This window comes from Micromonospora sp. WMMA1996 (genome assembly GCF_002573675.1).
Taxonomy (GTDB): domain Bacteria; phylum Actinomycetota; class Actinomycetes; order Mycobacteriales; family Micromonosporaceae; genus Micromonospora; species Micromonospora sediminicola.
The window spans coordinates 1,219,658-1,234,260 of record NZ_PDHU01000001.1; the positions used below are offsets into that span (position 1 = coordinate 1,219,658).

The 14,603-nt window shown below is 72.8% G+C and carries 19 protein-coding genes; 8 read left to right on the top strand and 11 right to left on the bottom strand.

Features of this window, described 5'->3' with window-relative positions:
• The first annotated feature begins 39 nt into the window (after positions 1–39).
• Both COO58_RS06005 and COO58_RS06010 read left to right on the top strand, forming a co-directional pair.
• Entirely contained in the window at positions 40–795 is a 756-nt protein-coding gene (locus COO58_RS06005) for a hypothetical protein (protein WP_091565659.1), read from the top strand.
• Positions 792–1,148, top strand: a complete 357-nt coding sequence (locus tag COO58_RS06010) for a transcriptional regulator (protein ID WP_091565662.1) — start codon at positions 792–794, stop codon at positions 1,146–1,148. The genes COO58_RS06005 and COO58_RS06010 overlap by 4 nt, the downstream gene beginning before the upstream one ends.
• A gap of 13 nt (positions 1,149–1,161) precedes the next feature.
• On the opposite strand, the gene COO58_RS06015 is transcribed toward COO58_RS06010, so the two are convergent.
• On the bottom strand, positions 1,162–1,986 hold the full coding sequence (locus COO58_RS06015) for a hypothetical protein (RefSeq protein ID WP_098744120.1): 825 nt from the start codon (positions 1,984–1,986) through the stop codon (positions 1,162–1,164).
• A gap of 207 nt (positions 1,987–2,193) precedes the next feature.
• Here COO58_RS06015 and COO58_RS06020 point away from each other — a divergent pair, with 207 nt between their 5' ends.
• A complete protein-coding gene (locus tag COO58_RS06020; RefSeq protein WP_172967872.1) occupies positions 2,194–2,709 on the top strand; it encodes an SRPBCC family protein in 516 nt (171 codons plus the stop codon).
• Between the two features lie 17 nt (positions 2,710–2,726).
• Here COO58_RS06020 and COO58_RS06025 read toward each other — a convergent pair whose 3' ends face one another.
• Complete coding sequence (locus COO58_RS06025; RefSeq protein WP_098744122.1) at positions 2,727–3,431, bottom strand: DUF2786 domain-containing protein; 705 nt, start codon at positions 3,429–3,431, stop codon at positions 2,727–2,729.
• A 37-nt stretch (positions 3,432–3,468) separates the two neighbouring features.
• Positions 3,469–3,858 carry a hypothetical protein gene (locus tag COO58_RS06030; RefSeq protein WP_091565673.1) on the bottom strand — a complete coding sequence of 130 codons (390 nt, stop codon included), beginning with the start codon at positions 3,856–3,858 and terminating at the stop codon, positions 3,469–3,471.
• A gap of 166 nt (positions 3,859–4,024) precedes the next feature.
• Between COO58_RS06030 and COO58_RS06035 the strand changes: the two genes are divergently transcribed.
• Entirely contained in the window at positions 4,025–5,362 is a 1,338-nt protein-coding gene (locus COO58_RS06035) for an ABC transporter substrate-binding protein (RefSeq protein ID WP_098744123.1), read from the top strand.
• Between the two features lie 53 nt (positions 5,363–5,415).
• On the opposite strand, the gene COO58_RS06040 is transcribed toward COO58_RS06035, so the two are convergent.
• Complete coding sequence (locus tag COO58_RS06040; protein WP_098744125.1) at positions 5,416–6,159, bottom strand: enoyl-CoA hydratase/isomerase family protein; 744 nt, start codon at positions 6,157–6,159, stop codon at positions 5,416–5,418.
• Entirely contained in the window at positions 6,156–7,013 is an 858-nt protein-coding gene (locus COO58_RS06045; protein ID WP_098744126.1) for a 3-hydroxyacyl-CoA dehydrogenase family protein, read from the bottom strand. Before COO58_RS06045 ends, COO58_RS06040 begins: the two co-directional genes overlap by 4 nt.
• 161 nt (positions 7,014–7,174) lie before the next feature.
• Here COO58_RS06045 and COO58_RS06050 point away from each other — a divergent pair, with 161 nt between their 5' ends.
• A complete protein-coding gene (locus tag COO58_RS06050) occupies positions 7,175–7,462 on the top strand; it encodes a hypothetical protein (RefSeq protein ID WP_091565690.1) in 288 nt (95 codons plus the stop codon).
• Between the two features lie 52 nt (positions 7,463–7,514).
• Here COO58_RS06050 and COO58_RS06055 read toward each other — a convergent pair whose 3' ends face one another.
• Complete coding sequence (locus COO58_RS06055) at positions 7,515–8,294, bottom strand: bifunctional 2-polyprenyl-6-hydroxyphenol methylase/3-demethylubiquinol 3-O-methyltransferase UbiG (protein ID WP_098744128.1); 780 nt, start codon at positions 8,292–8,294, stop codon at positions 7,515–7,517.
• A gap of 55 nt (positions 8,295–8,349) precedes the next feature.
• On the opposite strand from COO58_RS06055, the gene COO58_RS06060 reads away from it, so the two are divergent.
• A complete protein-coding gene (locus COO58_RS06060) occupies positions 8,350–8,748 on the top strand; it encodes a PPOX class F420-dependent oxidoreductase (protein WP_091565699.1) in 399 nt (132 codons plus the stop codon).
• 59 nt (positions 8,749–8,807) lie between these two features.
• On the opposite strand, the gene COO58_RS06065 is transcribed toward COO58_RS06060, so the two are convergent.
• Positions 8,808–9,017: a BldC family transcriptional regulator gene (locus COO58_RS06065; RefSeq protein ID WP_007073996.1), complete on the bottom strand. Its 210-nt coding sequence runs from the start codon at positions 9,015–9,017 to the stop codon at positions 8,808–8,810.
• Positions 9,018–9,273: 256 nt separating this feature from the next.
• Positions 9,274–10,113, bottom strand: a complete 840-nt coding sequence (locus COO58_RS06070; RefSeq protein ID WP_091565702.1) for a hypothetical protein — start codon at positions 10,111–10,113, stop codon at positions 9,274–9,276.
• A gap of 176 nt (positions 10,114–10,289) precedes the next feature.
• On the opposite strand from COO58_RS06070, the gene COO58_RS06075 reads away from it, so the two are divergent.
• Together COO58_RS06075 and COO58_RS06080 are read left to right on the top strand one after the other, a co-directional pair.
• Positions 10,290–11,372 (top strand): Glu/Leu/Phe/Val dehydrogenase, encoded by a 1,083-nt coding sequence (locus COO58_RS06075; RefSeq protein ID WP_098744130.1) that lies wholly within the window; start codon positions 10,290–10,292, stop codon positions 11,370–11,372.
• Positions 11,373–11,674: 302 nt separating this feature from the next.
• Positions 11,675–11,890 carry a DUF3073 domain-containing protein gene (locus COO58_RS06080; protein ID WP_013283429.1) on the top strand — a complete coding sequence of 72 codons (216 nt, stop codon included), beginning with the start codon at positions 11,675–11,677 and terminating at the stop codon, positions 11,888–11,890.
• Between the two features lie 146 nt (positions 11,891–12,036).
• On the opposite strand, the gene amcA is transcribed toward COO58_RS06080, so the two are convergent.
• From amcA to purM, 3 genes are all read right to left on the bottom strand, one after another.
• Positions 12,037–12,249 (bottom strand): multiple cyclophane-containing RiPP AmcA, encoded by a 213-nt coding sequence (gene amcA / locus COO58_RS06085; protein ID WP_091565709.1) that lies wholly within the window; start codon positions 12,247–12,249, stop codon positions 12,037–12,039.
• Positions 12,230–13,321 (bottom strand): cyclophane-forming radical SAM peptide maturase AmcB, encoded by a 1,092-nt coding sequence (amcB, locus tag COO58_RS06090; RefSeq protein WP_176558855.1) that lies wholly within the window; start codon positions 13,319–13,321, stop codon positions 12,230–12,232. Before amcB ends, amcA begins: the two co-directional genes overlap by 20 nt.
• A 127-nt stretch (positions 13,322–13,448) precedes the next feature.
• Complete coding sequence (gene purM, locus COO58_RS06095; protein WP_091565718.1) at positions 13,449–14,603, bottom strand: phosphoribosylformylglycinamidine cyclo-ligase; 1,155 nt, start codon at positions 14,601–14,603, stop codon at positions 13,449–13,451.

Below are 14,603 nucleotides of genomic sequence, written 5' to 3' on the forward strand. Positions count from 1 at the left end.
CTATTTGGGTCACAGTAGCTCGATGCCCCGGGAGGAACCATGTCGTCCGCACCGTCACCTCGCGAGGAGAGCCCGGAGGAACTGCTCGACTCGGTGACCACCCTGCGCCGCAGAGCGCGGGCGGCCCGCCAGGCGTACTGGTTCCCGCTGGTGCTGTTCGGCGTGCTGACCGTCGCGGCCGCGCCGCTGTACGTCGAGTCGACGGAACCCGCCGCCCTGCGCGCCGTCCAGGACAACCCGCCGCTCACCGGCCTCGGCGGCGACTTCCTGGAACGGTCGGCCGCGCTCGGCTGGTACTGGCTGGCCGCGCTCGTCGGCGGCTACCTGCTCAGCCTCGCCTGGTACCGGCGGCACGGCCGGCGCTCCGGCGTGCAGACCCCGACCCGGGCGTACGTCGTCGCCGGCATCGCCGGCACGCTCGTCGGCCTCGTCCTCCCCGTCGTGCTGGAGTTCCTGCTGTTCAACACCGCGGCGCCGGTGTCGGACGGCACCCGGTGGCTGACCGGCCCGCTGCTCGGCGCCGCCAACCGCGGCATGCTGCCGCACCTCGTGATCGCCCTCGGCCTGGCGGTCCTCGCCCACCTGGAACGCAGCCGACGCCTGTGGCTCGTGGTCGGTCTCTACACCGCCGTGCTCGTCGCGGTGAACGCCTGGTTCCAGGTCGCCGACCTGCAACCGGGCGACCTCCACCGGTTCAGCTTCATGCTGGCGGCCCTGCTTCCCGTGCCGGTCCTGCTGATCGGCGGGGGTGTCGCGCTCGCCGCCGCCAAGCAGCAGCACAATGGGTACGCGTGAGCACCGAGGACGGCCCCCGCAGCGCGCCGGCGTACCCGACGAACGGCCTCGACGACACCGTCCACCAACGGCACCGGCTCGGCATCCTGACCATCGCCGCGGAGAGTGAGCGGGTGGAGGTCGTCTATCTCCGGGAGGCCCTCGAACTCACCGCGGGCAACCTGTCGAGGCACCTCACCGTGCTGGAGGACGCGGGCCTGATCCAGGTGGAGAAGGGTTACCACGGTCGTCGTCCGAGAACCTGGATCCGGATCACCCGGGAGGGCCGGCGGGCCCTGCTCGCCGAGATCAACGCCCTTCGGGCGCTGCTCACCCGCCACACGGCCCTCGACCCCGGCGCGGACCCCGCCTGAGATCGCGGGTACGTCAGCGGTCCCGGCGTGGGGGGCGGTTCTGGGCCATGCCGCCCTGGATCGCCTCCCACACGCTCCGGCCCGCCTGCCGCAACGTCTGCCCGGCCTGACCCGCCAGCTGCGCCGCGCCGGCGGCCGAACCCGGGCCGGAGCCGGCGTCGTCGCTCGTGCCACCCGCACCACCCGACCCGGCGTCGCCGCTTCGACCACCCTCGCCGCCCGGCCCCGCGTCGCGGCCGGAGCCCCCGTCTCCCGAGTCGGCGTCAGGAGCGGAGCCCGAGCCGGCTTCGGGCCCGGCTTCCGGGCCTTCGCTCTCGCGGGCGGGGCCGCTGCCGACCCCCGAGCCGGCGGCGAACTCGGCCGCGGTCTCCTCGGCCGGCCGGACCGCCGATGCGGTGACCTCGGCCGCCGCCCGGTCCACGACCGGCGCGCCGAGCTGACCGGCCGCGCGGTGCACGTCCTCGACCGTCGCCCCGACCGACCGGGCCAGCGCGTCGATCACCTGTGGGTTCCGGTCGATGGTGGTCAGCGCCCGGTCCAGGATCTGCACCAGCTTCTCCAACCGGACCTTGAGCAGCGCCTCGGCCCGGACGCCGGTGATGTCCAGCTCGACGCCCTCCAGGTGCACCCGGACGCCCGCGTCGAGCTGGAGCAGGTTGGCCAGCCGGGCCCGCAACGACAGGTCCGCGTCCAGCCCGTCGACCGTCAGCCGGATCTCGTCGACCGACAGCTCCGGCACGTCGAGCAGGACGTCCGGCTCCGGCCCGGCGCCGCCCCCCTGCTCCGGCCGCTCGTCGGCAGGCTCCGGCACGCGTTCGCTGGCTCGACTCTCGCTCATGCTCCCCGCTCCCCCGTCGGCCGGTCCGTCCGGTCCGGGTCAGCGGCGGTTACCCGCTTTGCGGTACGGCATCCGTCGGCCGCGACCGGGTCCCGTCGATCGACGATTCCGCCCGTCCCGGCTGTCGGAAACACGGGTTTCCCGCTGTCCGGAAGCGGGCGCGACGAAAGCTGCACAGCGAGACATGAGCCGGTATGGTCCGGGCCTATGGGACAGGAGATGGCCGATCCGGATGAGGTCCGGCAGGAATCCGACCGCTTCTCCCTCCGCAGCAGCCTCCTGGTCCCCGTGCCCGTGGAGCGGGCGTACGCCGTCTTCACCGGCGCGCTGTCCGACTGGTGGGTCCGCGAATACACCTGGTCCGGGCCGCAGGCGCTGGCCGGGCTCGGCATCGAGCCGCGGGCCGGCGGCATGCTCTACGAGATCGGCCCCTACGGCTTCCGGAACGACTGGGGCCGCGTGCTGACCTGGGACCCGCCCCGGCGGCTGGTCTTCACCTGGCAGATCGGGCCGGACCGGGTGCCGGTGCCGGATCCGGCGCGGGCCAGCGAGGTGGAGGTCCTCTTCCATCCCGAGGACGCCGGGTCGACCCGGGTGGACGTGGAGCACCGCTACTTCGACCGGCACGGCGCGGCGGCCGAGGGCTACCGCCAGGCGCTCACCGCGGGCTGGCACGAGCTGCTCTGCCGCTACCTGGCGACGGCGGCCCGCGCGGAGGACTGACCGGAGCCGAGAGGCGGTCAGCCGGTGATGCCCCGGCCCACGCCCGGGCCACCCAACCCCGTACCGCCCAGGTCGGCCCGGCGGCCGGCGTCCGCGCCCGAGCCGTAGCCACCTCCGGCGAGGCGGCGGCGCGGGGCGGTACGCAGCCGCGGGTACACCTCGGCGAGCCGCCGCTGCACGCGGTCGGAGCGGTCGGCGAGCACCAGCGCCATCGACGGCGCCCCGGCCTCGGCGACCGCGCCGGCCTCCGCCGCGCGCAGCCGCTCGGCGACGACCTGGGCGAAACCGGCCAGCCAGGTGCGCCGGTACGCGGCCGGATGCTCGCCGTCCGGCACGACCGCCCCGGCCAACCCGTGGGCGGCCTGCACCAGCAACGAGGTGAAGAGCAGCTCGGCCCGTTCCAGGTCGCTGGCGAAGCCGAACAGGTGCATGGCGAACCCGGAGCCCTGCCGGCGGCGTACGCAGCGGCAGCGCAGCGGGTCGGCGACCGCCGCGAGCAGGCCGGCCTTGTCCCGGGCGTACGGGGCGACCACCTCGACCACCCGGTCGCCCACCGGGTCACGGGTCGGGTCGGCGGCGGCCAGCAGCGCGCGGTCGACGCCGTAGCGGGCGATCAGCTCGGTCGCCTTGGCCATGAAGGCGGCCGACTCGGCGGGGGTGCAGGCCGGGTCCTCGGCCTGGGCGAGCAGCTTGCGCACCTTGCTGAGCATCGCCTCGGACATGCCCCAGAGCTATCACAGCGCCGTCGGGCGCGAGCGTTCAGTCCTCGCGACTGCGCAACGTGGCGATGGTCGAGCCGGCGAGGGTGAGCAGGCAGTCGGGCAGCAGCCCGTCGGCCGCCGCCGCGCCGAACAGCGCCTCGCCGGTGTCGGCGTCGTCGTTGGCGCACGCGCTGACGAAGCGCGCCACCCAGCGGGTGTCGTAGTCGGCCTGGTCGATGCCGGGGAAGTCGAGCGCGGCGGCACCTGCGGGCGCGTCGTCGCCGAGCATGGTGGCGGCCAGGCACCAGGCCACCCCGTACGCCCCGGACAGCCCCGAGCGGTCGACGACCGCGTCGAAGGCGCCGACCACGCCGGCGCCGTCCCCGACCAGCGCCGAACGGAGCACGGCGGTCGCGTCGTCCAGCGTCTGCTGTGCTTCGTCGGTCACCTGCGGAACAGTAGCGCCGGGGGTCAAGCGGTGACCCCGGATCGGCCCGACGATCACGCACAGTGATTCCCGCAGTCGGGGTGCCGACGGAGCCCACTCCACAGTCCCGCCCGCCGCGCCGGCACGCTAATGTGCGCAGCGGACCTTCGCCCGAGGAAGGACGACCATGCTGAGAACACGCACGTCGCGCGCGGCCCTGTCCACGGCCTGCGCGGCGCTCCTGCTCGCCACCAGCGCCTGCGGGAGCGACGAGCCGAAGGACGCGACCACCACCCAGGTACGCCTCTACGGCACCGACGGCAACATGCTCAACTCCTACGCCGCGTCCCTCAAGGACCGGGCGGATCTCCTCAACGGCATGAAGGGCACCACCCCTCTCACGCCGCTGCCGGAGAGCTTCAAGGAGCGGCTACGCAACGTAGACCCGAAGCTGACCGACTATCTGTACTCGGCGGAGTCGTACGACGCCGTGGTGATCAGCGCGCTGGCCGCCCAGCTCGCCGGCACCACCGCGCCGGCCGAGATCGCCAAGCAGATCGTCGGGGTGACCACCGGCGGTCAGCGCTGCGACGAGGTGGCGGCCTGCCTCCAGCTCGCCCGCGCCGGGCAGGACATCGAGTACCGGGGCGTGTCGCTGACCCGGGCCGGGTTCACCGACACCGGCGAGCCGGCCACCGCGAGCTACGGCACGTTGCACTTCGACAACGAGAAGATCGACGACGCGAAGACCGAGTTCGTCGGCGCGGGTGAGGACTCGGGCGCGAGCAGCAAGGCTCCGCCGCGCGGTCGCAAGGTGCGCGACGGCAAGGCGAAGGACGCCCCGCTGGTGCTCGGCGGCCTGCTGCCGAAGACCGGTGACCTGGCGCTGGCGTACCCGCCGATGGCGGCCGCCGCGGCGCTCGCCCTCGCCGAGGTCAACGCGGCCGGCGGTGTGCTCGGCGAGCCGGTGAAGTGGATCGACGGCGACGACGGCACCAACCCGGCGGTGGCGAAGGCGACGGTGGCCTCGCACGTCGGGCAGGGCGTCCAGGTCATCATCGGCGCCGGCGCCTCGGGAATCTCCCGCGCGGTGCTGCCGGACGTGGTGGCCGCCGGCCGGATCCTGTTCTCCCCGTCGAACACCGACGCGGGCCTGAGCACCGTGGACGACAAGGGGCTCTACTTCCGCACCGCGCCGCCGGACAGCCTCCAGGGCCGCGCCCTGGCCGACGTGATGCTGCGGGACGGGCCTCGCAAGATCGTGATCCTGGCCCGCAAGGACTCCTACGGCGAGGGTCTCCAGGAGAACGTCCGGGCCGAGCTGGAGAAGGCCGGCGTCGGCGCGGACCGGCTCAAGCTGCTCACCTACCTGCCGCCGGAGGACCCGAACACGCCTGTCGACTTCGGTGGCCTCGCCCAGGAGATCAAGGGCTTCGGTCCGGAGGCGGTGCTGCTGATCGGCTTCGGTGAGTCCATGCCGGCGATCACCGCGCTGGCCGACGCCGGGGTCCAGATCACCCGCTGAGACGCGCGTACGGCGGGGGCCGCACCGGGACGACCGGTGCGGCCCCCGTCATCTCAACGGGCCTTCCGGCGCTCCAGGAACTCGGTCATCCGCCGCCGCTTCTCCTCGTCCTCGAAGAGCACCGCCTGGCTGAGCAGGTCGAGCTGCGGGTGCGCGGCCGGCGGCGCGTCCACGGCCAGCTTGGTCAACCGCAACGCCAGCGCGGAGCCCTTGGCCATCTCGTCGAGCAGCCCGTGCGCGGTGGGCAGCAGCTCCGCCGGGTCGGCCACCACCCGGTTGACCAGACCGATCCGCAGCGCCTCGTCGGCGTCCACCCGCCGGCCGGTGAAGAGCAGCTCCTTCGCCCGGGCCTCGCCGATCAGGGCGGGCAACCGGTAGGTCGCGCCCGCGCCGGCCAGGATGCCCAACCGCACCTCCGGCTGACCGAACACCGCACGGCCCGTGCACACCCGCAGATCGCACGCGTACGCCAGCTCGGCGCCGCCGCCCAGCGCCGGGCCGTCGACCGCCGCCACGGTGGGCATCGGCAGCGCCCGGATCCGGGCGAAGACACCCTGGTTGATCGCGGCCAGCGCGTCCAGCCGGCCGCGTTCACGCAGCTGGGCGATGTCCGCGCCACCGGCGAAGATGCCCGCGGCGCCGCCGGTGAGCAGCATCAGCCGGGGCCGTGCCTCCAACTCGGCGCAGACCCCGTGCAGTTCGCCCACCAGGTCGGCGTCGATCGCGTTGCGCTTCTCCGGCCGGTCCAGCGTGACCACGAGGCGGTCCGGCAGTTCCTCGATCCGCAGCCCACTCATCGCTTCACCCCGTCTTCCCAGGTGTAGAAGCCCTGCCCGGACTTCTTGCCCAGCTTCCCGGCGGCCACCATCTCGACGAGCAGCGGCGGCGGCGCGAACCGGTCCCCGTACGCGGCCTGGAGGGTGCGCGCGATGTCGAGCCGGACGTCCAGCCCGACCAGGTCGGTCAGCTCCAGCGGCCCGATCGGGTGCCGGTAGCCGAGCACCATGGCCTTGTCGATGTCGGCCGGGCCGGCCACCCCGTCGGCCACCATCCGGATCGCCTCCAGGCCGAGCGTGACGCCGAGCCGGGAGGTGGCGAAGCCGGGCATGTCGCGTACCACGACGGGGTCCTTGCCCAGGCGGCCGGCGAGCGCGACGGCCGCCTCGGTGGTCTCCGGCGCGGTGGCCGGGCCGATCACCACCTCCAGCAGTGCCATCGCCCAGACCGGGTTGAAGAAGTGCAGCCCGAGGAAGTCCGCCGGGCGGTCCAGCCCATCGGCCAGCTCGGCGATCGGGATGCTGGAGGTGTTGCTGCCCAGCAGCACCGGTCGGCGGCCCTCGGCCTCGCGGAGCACGGCCCGCTTGAGGTCGAGCCGCTCGGGCACCGCCTCCACGATCACGTCCGGCTCCTCGGCCACCTCGGCCAGGCCGGCGCGCAGGGTGACCCGCGCCCGGTTGGCGGTCGCCGCCTCCTCGGTCAGCTTGCCCCGCCGCACCCCGCGCTCCCACAGCTCACCGAGCCGCCGGACGGCGTCGGCGCCCCGGGCCGGGTCGACCTCGACCAGCTCGACCGCGTACCCGGCGCCGGCCGCCACGTACGCGATGCCGAGGCCCATGGTGCCGGCTCCGACGACCACAAAACGACCACTCATCGACGTCCCCTCGCCGCGGCGGGGGCGGGCGGGGTCTCCGCCGCGCCGGGCCCGGCCGCTCGCTCCTGGATGCGACCCTATGCAGGGCCGGGCCGCCGGGCATGCGTGGGGGCGGAGCGGACGGGGTACAGACGGCCGTCAACGCCGAAGGAAGGATCGAGATGAGCCAGGCACCGGAGAGCGCGCAGAACACCGAGACGGTCGAGACGCGCGGCGACGAGCGGGTGGACCTGCTCCGCGCGGACACCAACAACGACGGCAAGACCGACGTCTGGGTGGTGGACACCGACGGCGACGGCAAGGCCGACCTGTTCCAGTTCGACACCGACGGCGACGGCAAGGTGGACATCACCATGGTCGACATCGACGAGGACGGCACCCCGGACGAGGTGGTCGACGGCGACGGTGGCCTGCCGCCGGAGCAGACGACCCCCACCGTCCAGGTCTGAGATGCAAGGAAGGGCCCCTTCTTAACGCGTAGGCGCTTGAAAGGGGCCCTTCCTAACGCCGCAGGGCGAGCGTGGCGAGGTAGTAGGGGTGGTCGGTGTCGTCCACGTCGGTCAGTCGCCACGGTGAGCCGTGGACCAGATCCGCGAACTCCTCGGGCGAGCAGACCAGGTAGTCGAACCACTCGGTGCCGAGCAGCCGGTAGCGCAGCCGCAGCCGCAGCTGCCCGCCCAGCCGGCCCCGCCGCCGGTTCCGCTCGTGGTAGCCGGTGTGCACCGGGTCGGTGGTCCCGTACGGGTCGGTGCCGTGCGCGATCACCGTCGCCCCCGGCCGGGCCAGCGCGGCGAGCGCGGCCAGCAGCGCGGGGGCCCGCTCCCGCCCCTCGAAGAGACCGAGATTGTTGCCGAGCAGCAGGAACGTGTCGTAGCGCCGTCCGTCGGCGACGTGCTCGTCGACGGTGCCGTGCACCAGCTCGCGTACGCCCCGGTGCCGGCTGACCCGCAGCGCGCCGAGCGAGGTGTCCAGGCCGGTGACCGGCACGCCGCGCTCCTGCAGGTGCAGCGCGATCCGGCCGGCGCCGACGCCGACGTCGAGCACGTGCCCGTGGACCCGGTCGACCGCCCGGTGGTCGTGCGGCTGCCAGCGGTCCGGCGGGTCGAGGTAGTGCCCGGCGGGCGCGCCGTTGACCAGCCCGTCGTCGCGCTCGATGATCTCGATGACCGGGCGGGGCAGGCGTCCGCCGGCCATCGGTCGGGGACCGATGCCGGTCGCCACCGCGTACGCGTCGCGGATCATCTCGCCGAACACGTCGCCGATCTCGGGTTCCCCGGTCATGAGAGAGCACGCTATCCGGGCTCGGCGCCGCTGTCGCAGCCGTATCCTGGGCGGCGTGACCGACCTGGACCGCCTGGCGGCGGAGAAGTACGTCCTGCTCACCACGTTCCGCAAGGACGGTCGGGCGGTGTCGACCCCGGTGTGGGCGGTGCGCGACGGCGACGCGCTGGCGGTGTGGACCGTGTCCGACTCCGGCAAGGTCAAGCGGATCCGGCGCGACGGCCGGGTCACTGTCGCGCCGTGCGACGTGCGCGGACGCCCCCACGGTGAGGCGGTGCCGGCCCACGCGACGATCAGCGACCAGGAGAGCACCCGGCGGATCCGGGGCCTGCTCAAGCACAAGTACCGGCTGATCGGCCGGCTGAGCCTGCTGGGCAGCCGGCTGCGCCGGGGGGAGGGCGGCACGGTGGGGCTGCGGATCGTCCTGGACGGACCGGCCCCCGGACACGATTAAGGGCGGTGGCCCGTCGGCCGACCGCCCCTGATCGGGATTTCCTGAGGAACTTCGGGTCGTCAGTCTCCCTGACGCTGCTGGGGAATCTGCCCCTGCAGCAGGGCCCGAACCTCCGACTCGCGGTAACGGCGGTGGCCGCCCAGGGTCCGGATGGCGCTGAGCTTGCCAGCCTTGGCCCACCGGGTCACCGTCTTCGGGTCGACACGGAACATCGACGCCACCTCGGCCGGTGTGAGTAGCGGCTCTGGTTCGTGCGTTCGCGATGCCATCGGGGTCACTCCTCCACATGTATAGACATCGGCCGGGGTCCCGCCGGCCGACGCGTCTCCCATGGTCCGGCTAGTCCCCGATGTCCGACATGGGCCGAACGGCTGAAGGTCCCTAGACGGACGGATGAAGCATGCCCGATTTTTACGACTTTTATGCCGCAGAAAGTACCTTATTCGGACTCATGATCACGGTTCGTGATGCGTCAACTACGAGACACTCTCGCATCACGACCCTCGAAAGGGGGCAAACCGGGCGTCAGTTGCAGCGCTCCAGCAGCTGCACCGCACGCCAGCGCGCGACCAGCTTGTCGTAGGCCGCCGAGGCCTCCTCGGCCTCGCCCCGGGCCAGCCCGGCCAACCCCTCCGCGACCAGCTCGGTCGAGTCGTCGGCCAGCAACGTCTCGTCCGGCAGCAGCTGCACCAGGCCGCCGTAGTCCAGCTCGACCACCGACCGCGGGTGGAACTCCTCCAACCAGCGGGCGGCCTCCTCGACCGCCTCGGTGATCGGCGCCTCCCCGACCGACTTGCGCAGCACCGACAGCGCCCGGGAGGAACGGCGCCGCGCCTTGGAGATCTCCGTGCGGAAGCGCAGCGCACGCCGCTCCGGCTCGGTGACCAGATGCCGCTCCCCGGCCTCGAACAGCACGAACCAACGCAGCGGCACACCCCAGGTGGCGATCTGCTCGTGCACCCGGGGCACCCCGTGCTCCAGCACCCGGGCCCCGCTGCGCCAGTCCTCCACCACGGCCTTGGCCTGCCCGGCCAGCACCGGCGGCACGAACGCGTCGGCGAGCACCGACGGCACGCCGTCGCGCGCGCTCAGCGCCGCCTCGGCGACCCGGATGCGCAGGTTCCACGGGCAGACCAGCAGCGCCTCGTCGGTCTCCAGGACGTACGCCTCGTCCGGCAGGTCGGGCAACCGGGTCCAGCCCGCGCCGAGCGCCTCGATCACCGCCGTCCGCTGCCGCACCGGCCCCTCCAGCGGGGCGATCGCCCGGCCCTCGCTCACGTACCGGCGCCAGTACGACTGCCGGTCCCGGTCGAAGGCGGTCAACGGCTCGTACACGCGCAGGTATGAAGCGAAGAGCGACGGCACGGCGCGATCCTCCCACGAGACGGGACCCCCCGTCGCCGCCGTCACGCCGGCGGCGTGACGTGCGCGACAGTACGGTTCCGGCCGATATTAGGCTCAACGACACCGGCAGCATCCCGCCGGCGTGCCACCGAAGGTTCCGCGCCCCACAAGGGCGCACACCGACACAGGAGTCAGCCATGGGCGTATTCGCCAGCACCGACGACCCGGTATCCACGGGTCACGAGCAGGTCGTGTTCTGCCAGGACAAGCAGTCCGGCCTGAAGGCGATCATCGGGATCTACTCCACCGCGCTGGGCCCCGCGCTCGGTGGCACCCGCTTCTACCCGTACGCCAGCGAGGCCGAGGCCCTCGCCGACGTGCTCGACCTCTCGCGGGGCATGGCGTACAAGAACGCCCTGGCCAACCTCGACCTCGGTGGCGGCAAGGCGGTCATCTGGGGTGACCCCGACCAGATCAAGAGCGAGGCGCTGCTGCGCGCCTACGGCCGCTTCGTGGAGTCGCTGAACGGCCGCTACTACACCGCCTGCGACGTCGGCACCTACGTCGCCGACATGGACGTCATCGCCCGGGAGACCCGCTACGTCACCGGTCGCAGCGTGGAGCACGGCGGCGCGGGCGACTCGTCGATCCTCACCGCCTGGGGCGTCTTCCAGGGCATGCGGGCCGCCGCCGAGCACGTCTGGGGCAGCCCGACGCTCGCCGGCCGGCGGGTCGGTGTGGCCGGTCTGGGCAAGGTCGGCAAGTACCTCACCGCGCACCTGTTGGAGGACGGCGCCGAGGTCGTGGCGACCGACGTCAACCCGCGCGCCCGGGAGTGGGTGCGCACCACCCACCCGCAGGTCACCCTGGTCGACGACACCGCCGCCCTGGTCGCGTCCGACATCGACGTGTACGCCCCGTGCGCGCTGGGCGGCGCGCTCGACGACGAGACCGTGCCGGTGCTGCGGGCCAAGGTGGTCACCGGCGCGGCGAACAACCAGCTCGCCCACCCGGGCATCGAGAAGGTCCTCGCCGACCGGGGCATCCTCTACACCCCCGACTACGTGGTGAACGCCGGTGGCGTGATCCAGGTCGCGGACGAGATCGAGGGCTTCAACTTCGATCGGGCCAAGCTGCGCGCCACCCGGATCTTCGACACCACGCGGGAGATCCTGCGACTCGCCGACGACGAGGGCGTCCCGCCGGCGGTCGCCGCGGACCGGCTCGCCGAGCGGCGGATGGCCGAGGTCGGCCGCCTGCGCACCATCCACCTGCGCTGAACGTCACCCGGGGGCGGGCCGGCCGGCTCCGCCCCCGGGCACACGCCGGACCGGGTACGGCGTTAAGCTGATCCTCGGGATATTTCGTCCGGTTTGCGCGCTGTCACGGCCGGCACCGGCCGACGCCCCTTACCCGGTACACTTTGTGACGGCTGGAACACTGCGACGCGCAGGGCCGGTCGACGGTGACCCGAGGTGCCGAACGGTGGCATCCCCATGTACCGTAAGAGCCACGAGAGATGCCTGACGTCATCGGGGCCCGCCTTCGGGCTGCCCCGCATTCTGTGCGAGGGGGTCGAGCCATGGGGCGCGGCCGTGCTAAGGCCAAGCAGACGAAGGTGGCCCGGGAGTTGAAGTACCACTCCCCGAACACCGACCTAACCGCCTTGCAGCGCGAGCTGGCGGGTAGTGGTAAGTCTGAGCACAACTTCGACGACGACTACAAAGAGTATGTCGACGACGATGACGAGGACCACGCGGACGACGACCCGGACACCTGGGCCCGACCGACCCGCTGACCTCCCATCACATCTGAGCACGCGGCAACCCCCGCGTGCTCACGCATGTGCTCTGCCGAGCCGGCGTTCGACCGACGATCAGGGACCTGCCGCACCGGGGCGACCCCCGGCCGCACCGGCAGGTCCTTGATCTCGGAACCGTTCCCTCAGCGCGGTCGGTTGTTCCAGTTGTAGAACGTCGGGATGTTCTCGAAGTGGTTCCACGCGCAGACCGCGCTGGCGCCGTCGCCCCCCGACACCTCCGACCGCAGCAGCCGAGCCGCCTCGGCCTCGTGGAGCAGCGCGGTCAGCCCCGCGGCCGCGTCCCGCACCCGGTCGGCGACCACGTCCCGGTCGTTGTCACTGGTGATCTCGGGCATGCTCCAACACTCCCTCCAATAGGCGGATCTTGCTGTTGCGGCAGTGCTCGGTCTCCGTGCCGTCGAACCGCCCCAGCTCGAAGTAGCGGTTGGCGGCGTGACCACCACCGCAGAACCCGAAGTAGGCGCAGGACGACCGGCACGCCTCCACCCCGGTGAGGAACTCACCGACCCAGGGCGTCCGCCCGGCGCCGGCGAGGATCTCGCTCAGCGGGGTGGTCAGCACGTTCCCGCTGCCGAAGTCGCCGTAGCGGGGGTCGCTGAAGCCGGCCAGCTCGGGGGAGAGCACCACCACCGAGCCGTCGTGTCCGACGGTCGGGATCGGGTCGAGGTGACGGGGCAGCAGGTCGTCCGCCGTGCCGGCCAGGACCGCCCCCGCGTACCGCAGTGACCACTCCACCTCGCGCAGGTGGATCCGGGGATCCCGACGCCAGGCCGCGACCAGCTCGGCCCAGAAGCCGGTGACGTCGGCCGCGTCCCGGGCGTTCGTCCGGGTGTTGACGCCCTCGGTCTCCTCGATGTTGACGCCCAGCACCTCGCAGCCCAGGTCGAGGAAGTAGTCGTACAGCTCGGTCGCCAGCCCCGGCTCCGGCCGGGAGACCACCGCCAGCGCCGAGAAGGGCAGCCCGTGTCGGCGCAGCGCCGCCACCCCGGCCACGATCCGGTCGTACGCCGGACGCCCGCCCCGGGTGACCCGCTCGGCGTTGCGCGCCCGCGGGCCGTCCACGCTCACGCTCACCCGCACCCGGTGCTCGGCGAAGAACGCGCACCAGGCGTCGTCGACGAGGGTGGCGTTGGTCTGCACGTGGTGCTCGACGTCCGGCCCGAACGGGGCCAGCAGCGCGGCCAGGTGCTCCCGACCGGCCGCGAGCGGCTCCCCGCCGTGCCAGACCACGGAGAAGCGCCCCCCGGCCGACCAGGGGTTCACCGACGCCGCCACCGCCTCGGCCACCGCCACCGGCATCCGCCGGTCGGCCGCGCGCAGCGGCAGGTAGCAGTAGGCGCAGTCTAGGTTGCAGAGCGTGGTCGGCTGCATGACCACGTACGAGGGGACGGCGGCGATGCCCCGCATCCCCTCGGGCGTGCGCGCAGCCATCGACCCCTCCCCCGCGTGCCTGGAAACCGAACCTTCAGGCTAGGCGGCGGTGGCCGCTCGGGTGAACCCCCGATCAGGTGCCCGGCTGATCAGCGGAGCGTGATCATCCCCGGGTGTGCTGGCCGACCATCTGCACGTTGCCCGAGCCCTCGATGATCTCGCCGGCCTGCCAGGCCTCGACGCCACGGCCGGTCAGCGTGGCCAGCGCGCGGTCGGCGTCCTCGGCGGAGACGATCGCGAACATGCCGACGCCCATGTTGAACGTCGCCTCCATCTCCGGGTCCTCGATCCGGCCCTTGGACTGGATCAGGTCGAAGATCGGCTGCGGCTTCCAGGTGGAGCGGTTGACCACCGCGTCGACGTGCTCCGGCAGGACCCGGACCAGGTTGCCCGGGATGCCGCCGCCGGTGACGTGGGCCAGGGCCCGCACCTCGGCCTCGGCGATCAGCTTCAGGCAGTCCTGCGCGTAAATCTTGGTCGGGGTGAGCAGCTCCTCGCCCAGCGTGCGCTGGCGGCCGAAGTCGTCGATCACCACGTCCAGCCGCATCCGGCCGGCGCCCAGCAGCACGTGCCGGACCAGGGAGTAGCCGTTGGAGTGCAGACCGGAGGAGCGCATCGCGATCACCACGTCGCCCACCTCGACCCGCTCCGGGCTGAGGATGTCGCTCTCCTCCACCACGCCCACGCCGGTGGCCGAGATGTCGTACTCGTCCGGGCGCAGCACGCCGGGGTGCTCGGCGGTCTCGCCGCCCAGCAGCGCGCAGCCGGCGTACCGGCAGCCGTCGGCGATGCCCGCGCCGATCTCGGCGACCTTGTCCGGCACGACCTCGCCGGTGGCGATGTAGTCGAGCAGGAACAGCGGCTCCGCGCCGCAGGCGACCAGGTCGTCGACGACCATCGCGACCAGGTCGATGCCGACCGTGTCGTGGATGTCGAGCTGCTGGGCGATCACCAGCTTGGTGCCCACGCCGTCGGTCGAGGAGGCGAGGATCGGGTTCTTGTATTTCTTGGTGTCCAGCCGGAACAGGCCGGCGAAGCCACCGAGGTCACCCATGACCTCCGGGCGCCGGGTCTCCCTGACCTTGGACTTGAGCAGCTCGACCGCGCGGTCGCCCGCCTCGATCGACACCCCGGCGTCGGCGTACGAGACCGAGCGTTTGCGCTGCGTCCGGCCGGATCCCGCCGTCCAGGGCTGGCGGTCGCCGCCGGCGCCCGTCGGGCTGGATCCTGCGCCGCTGCGCTCGGACACGTGCGTCAC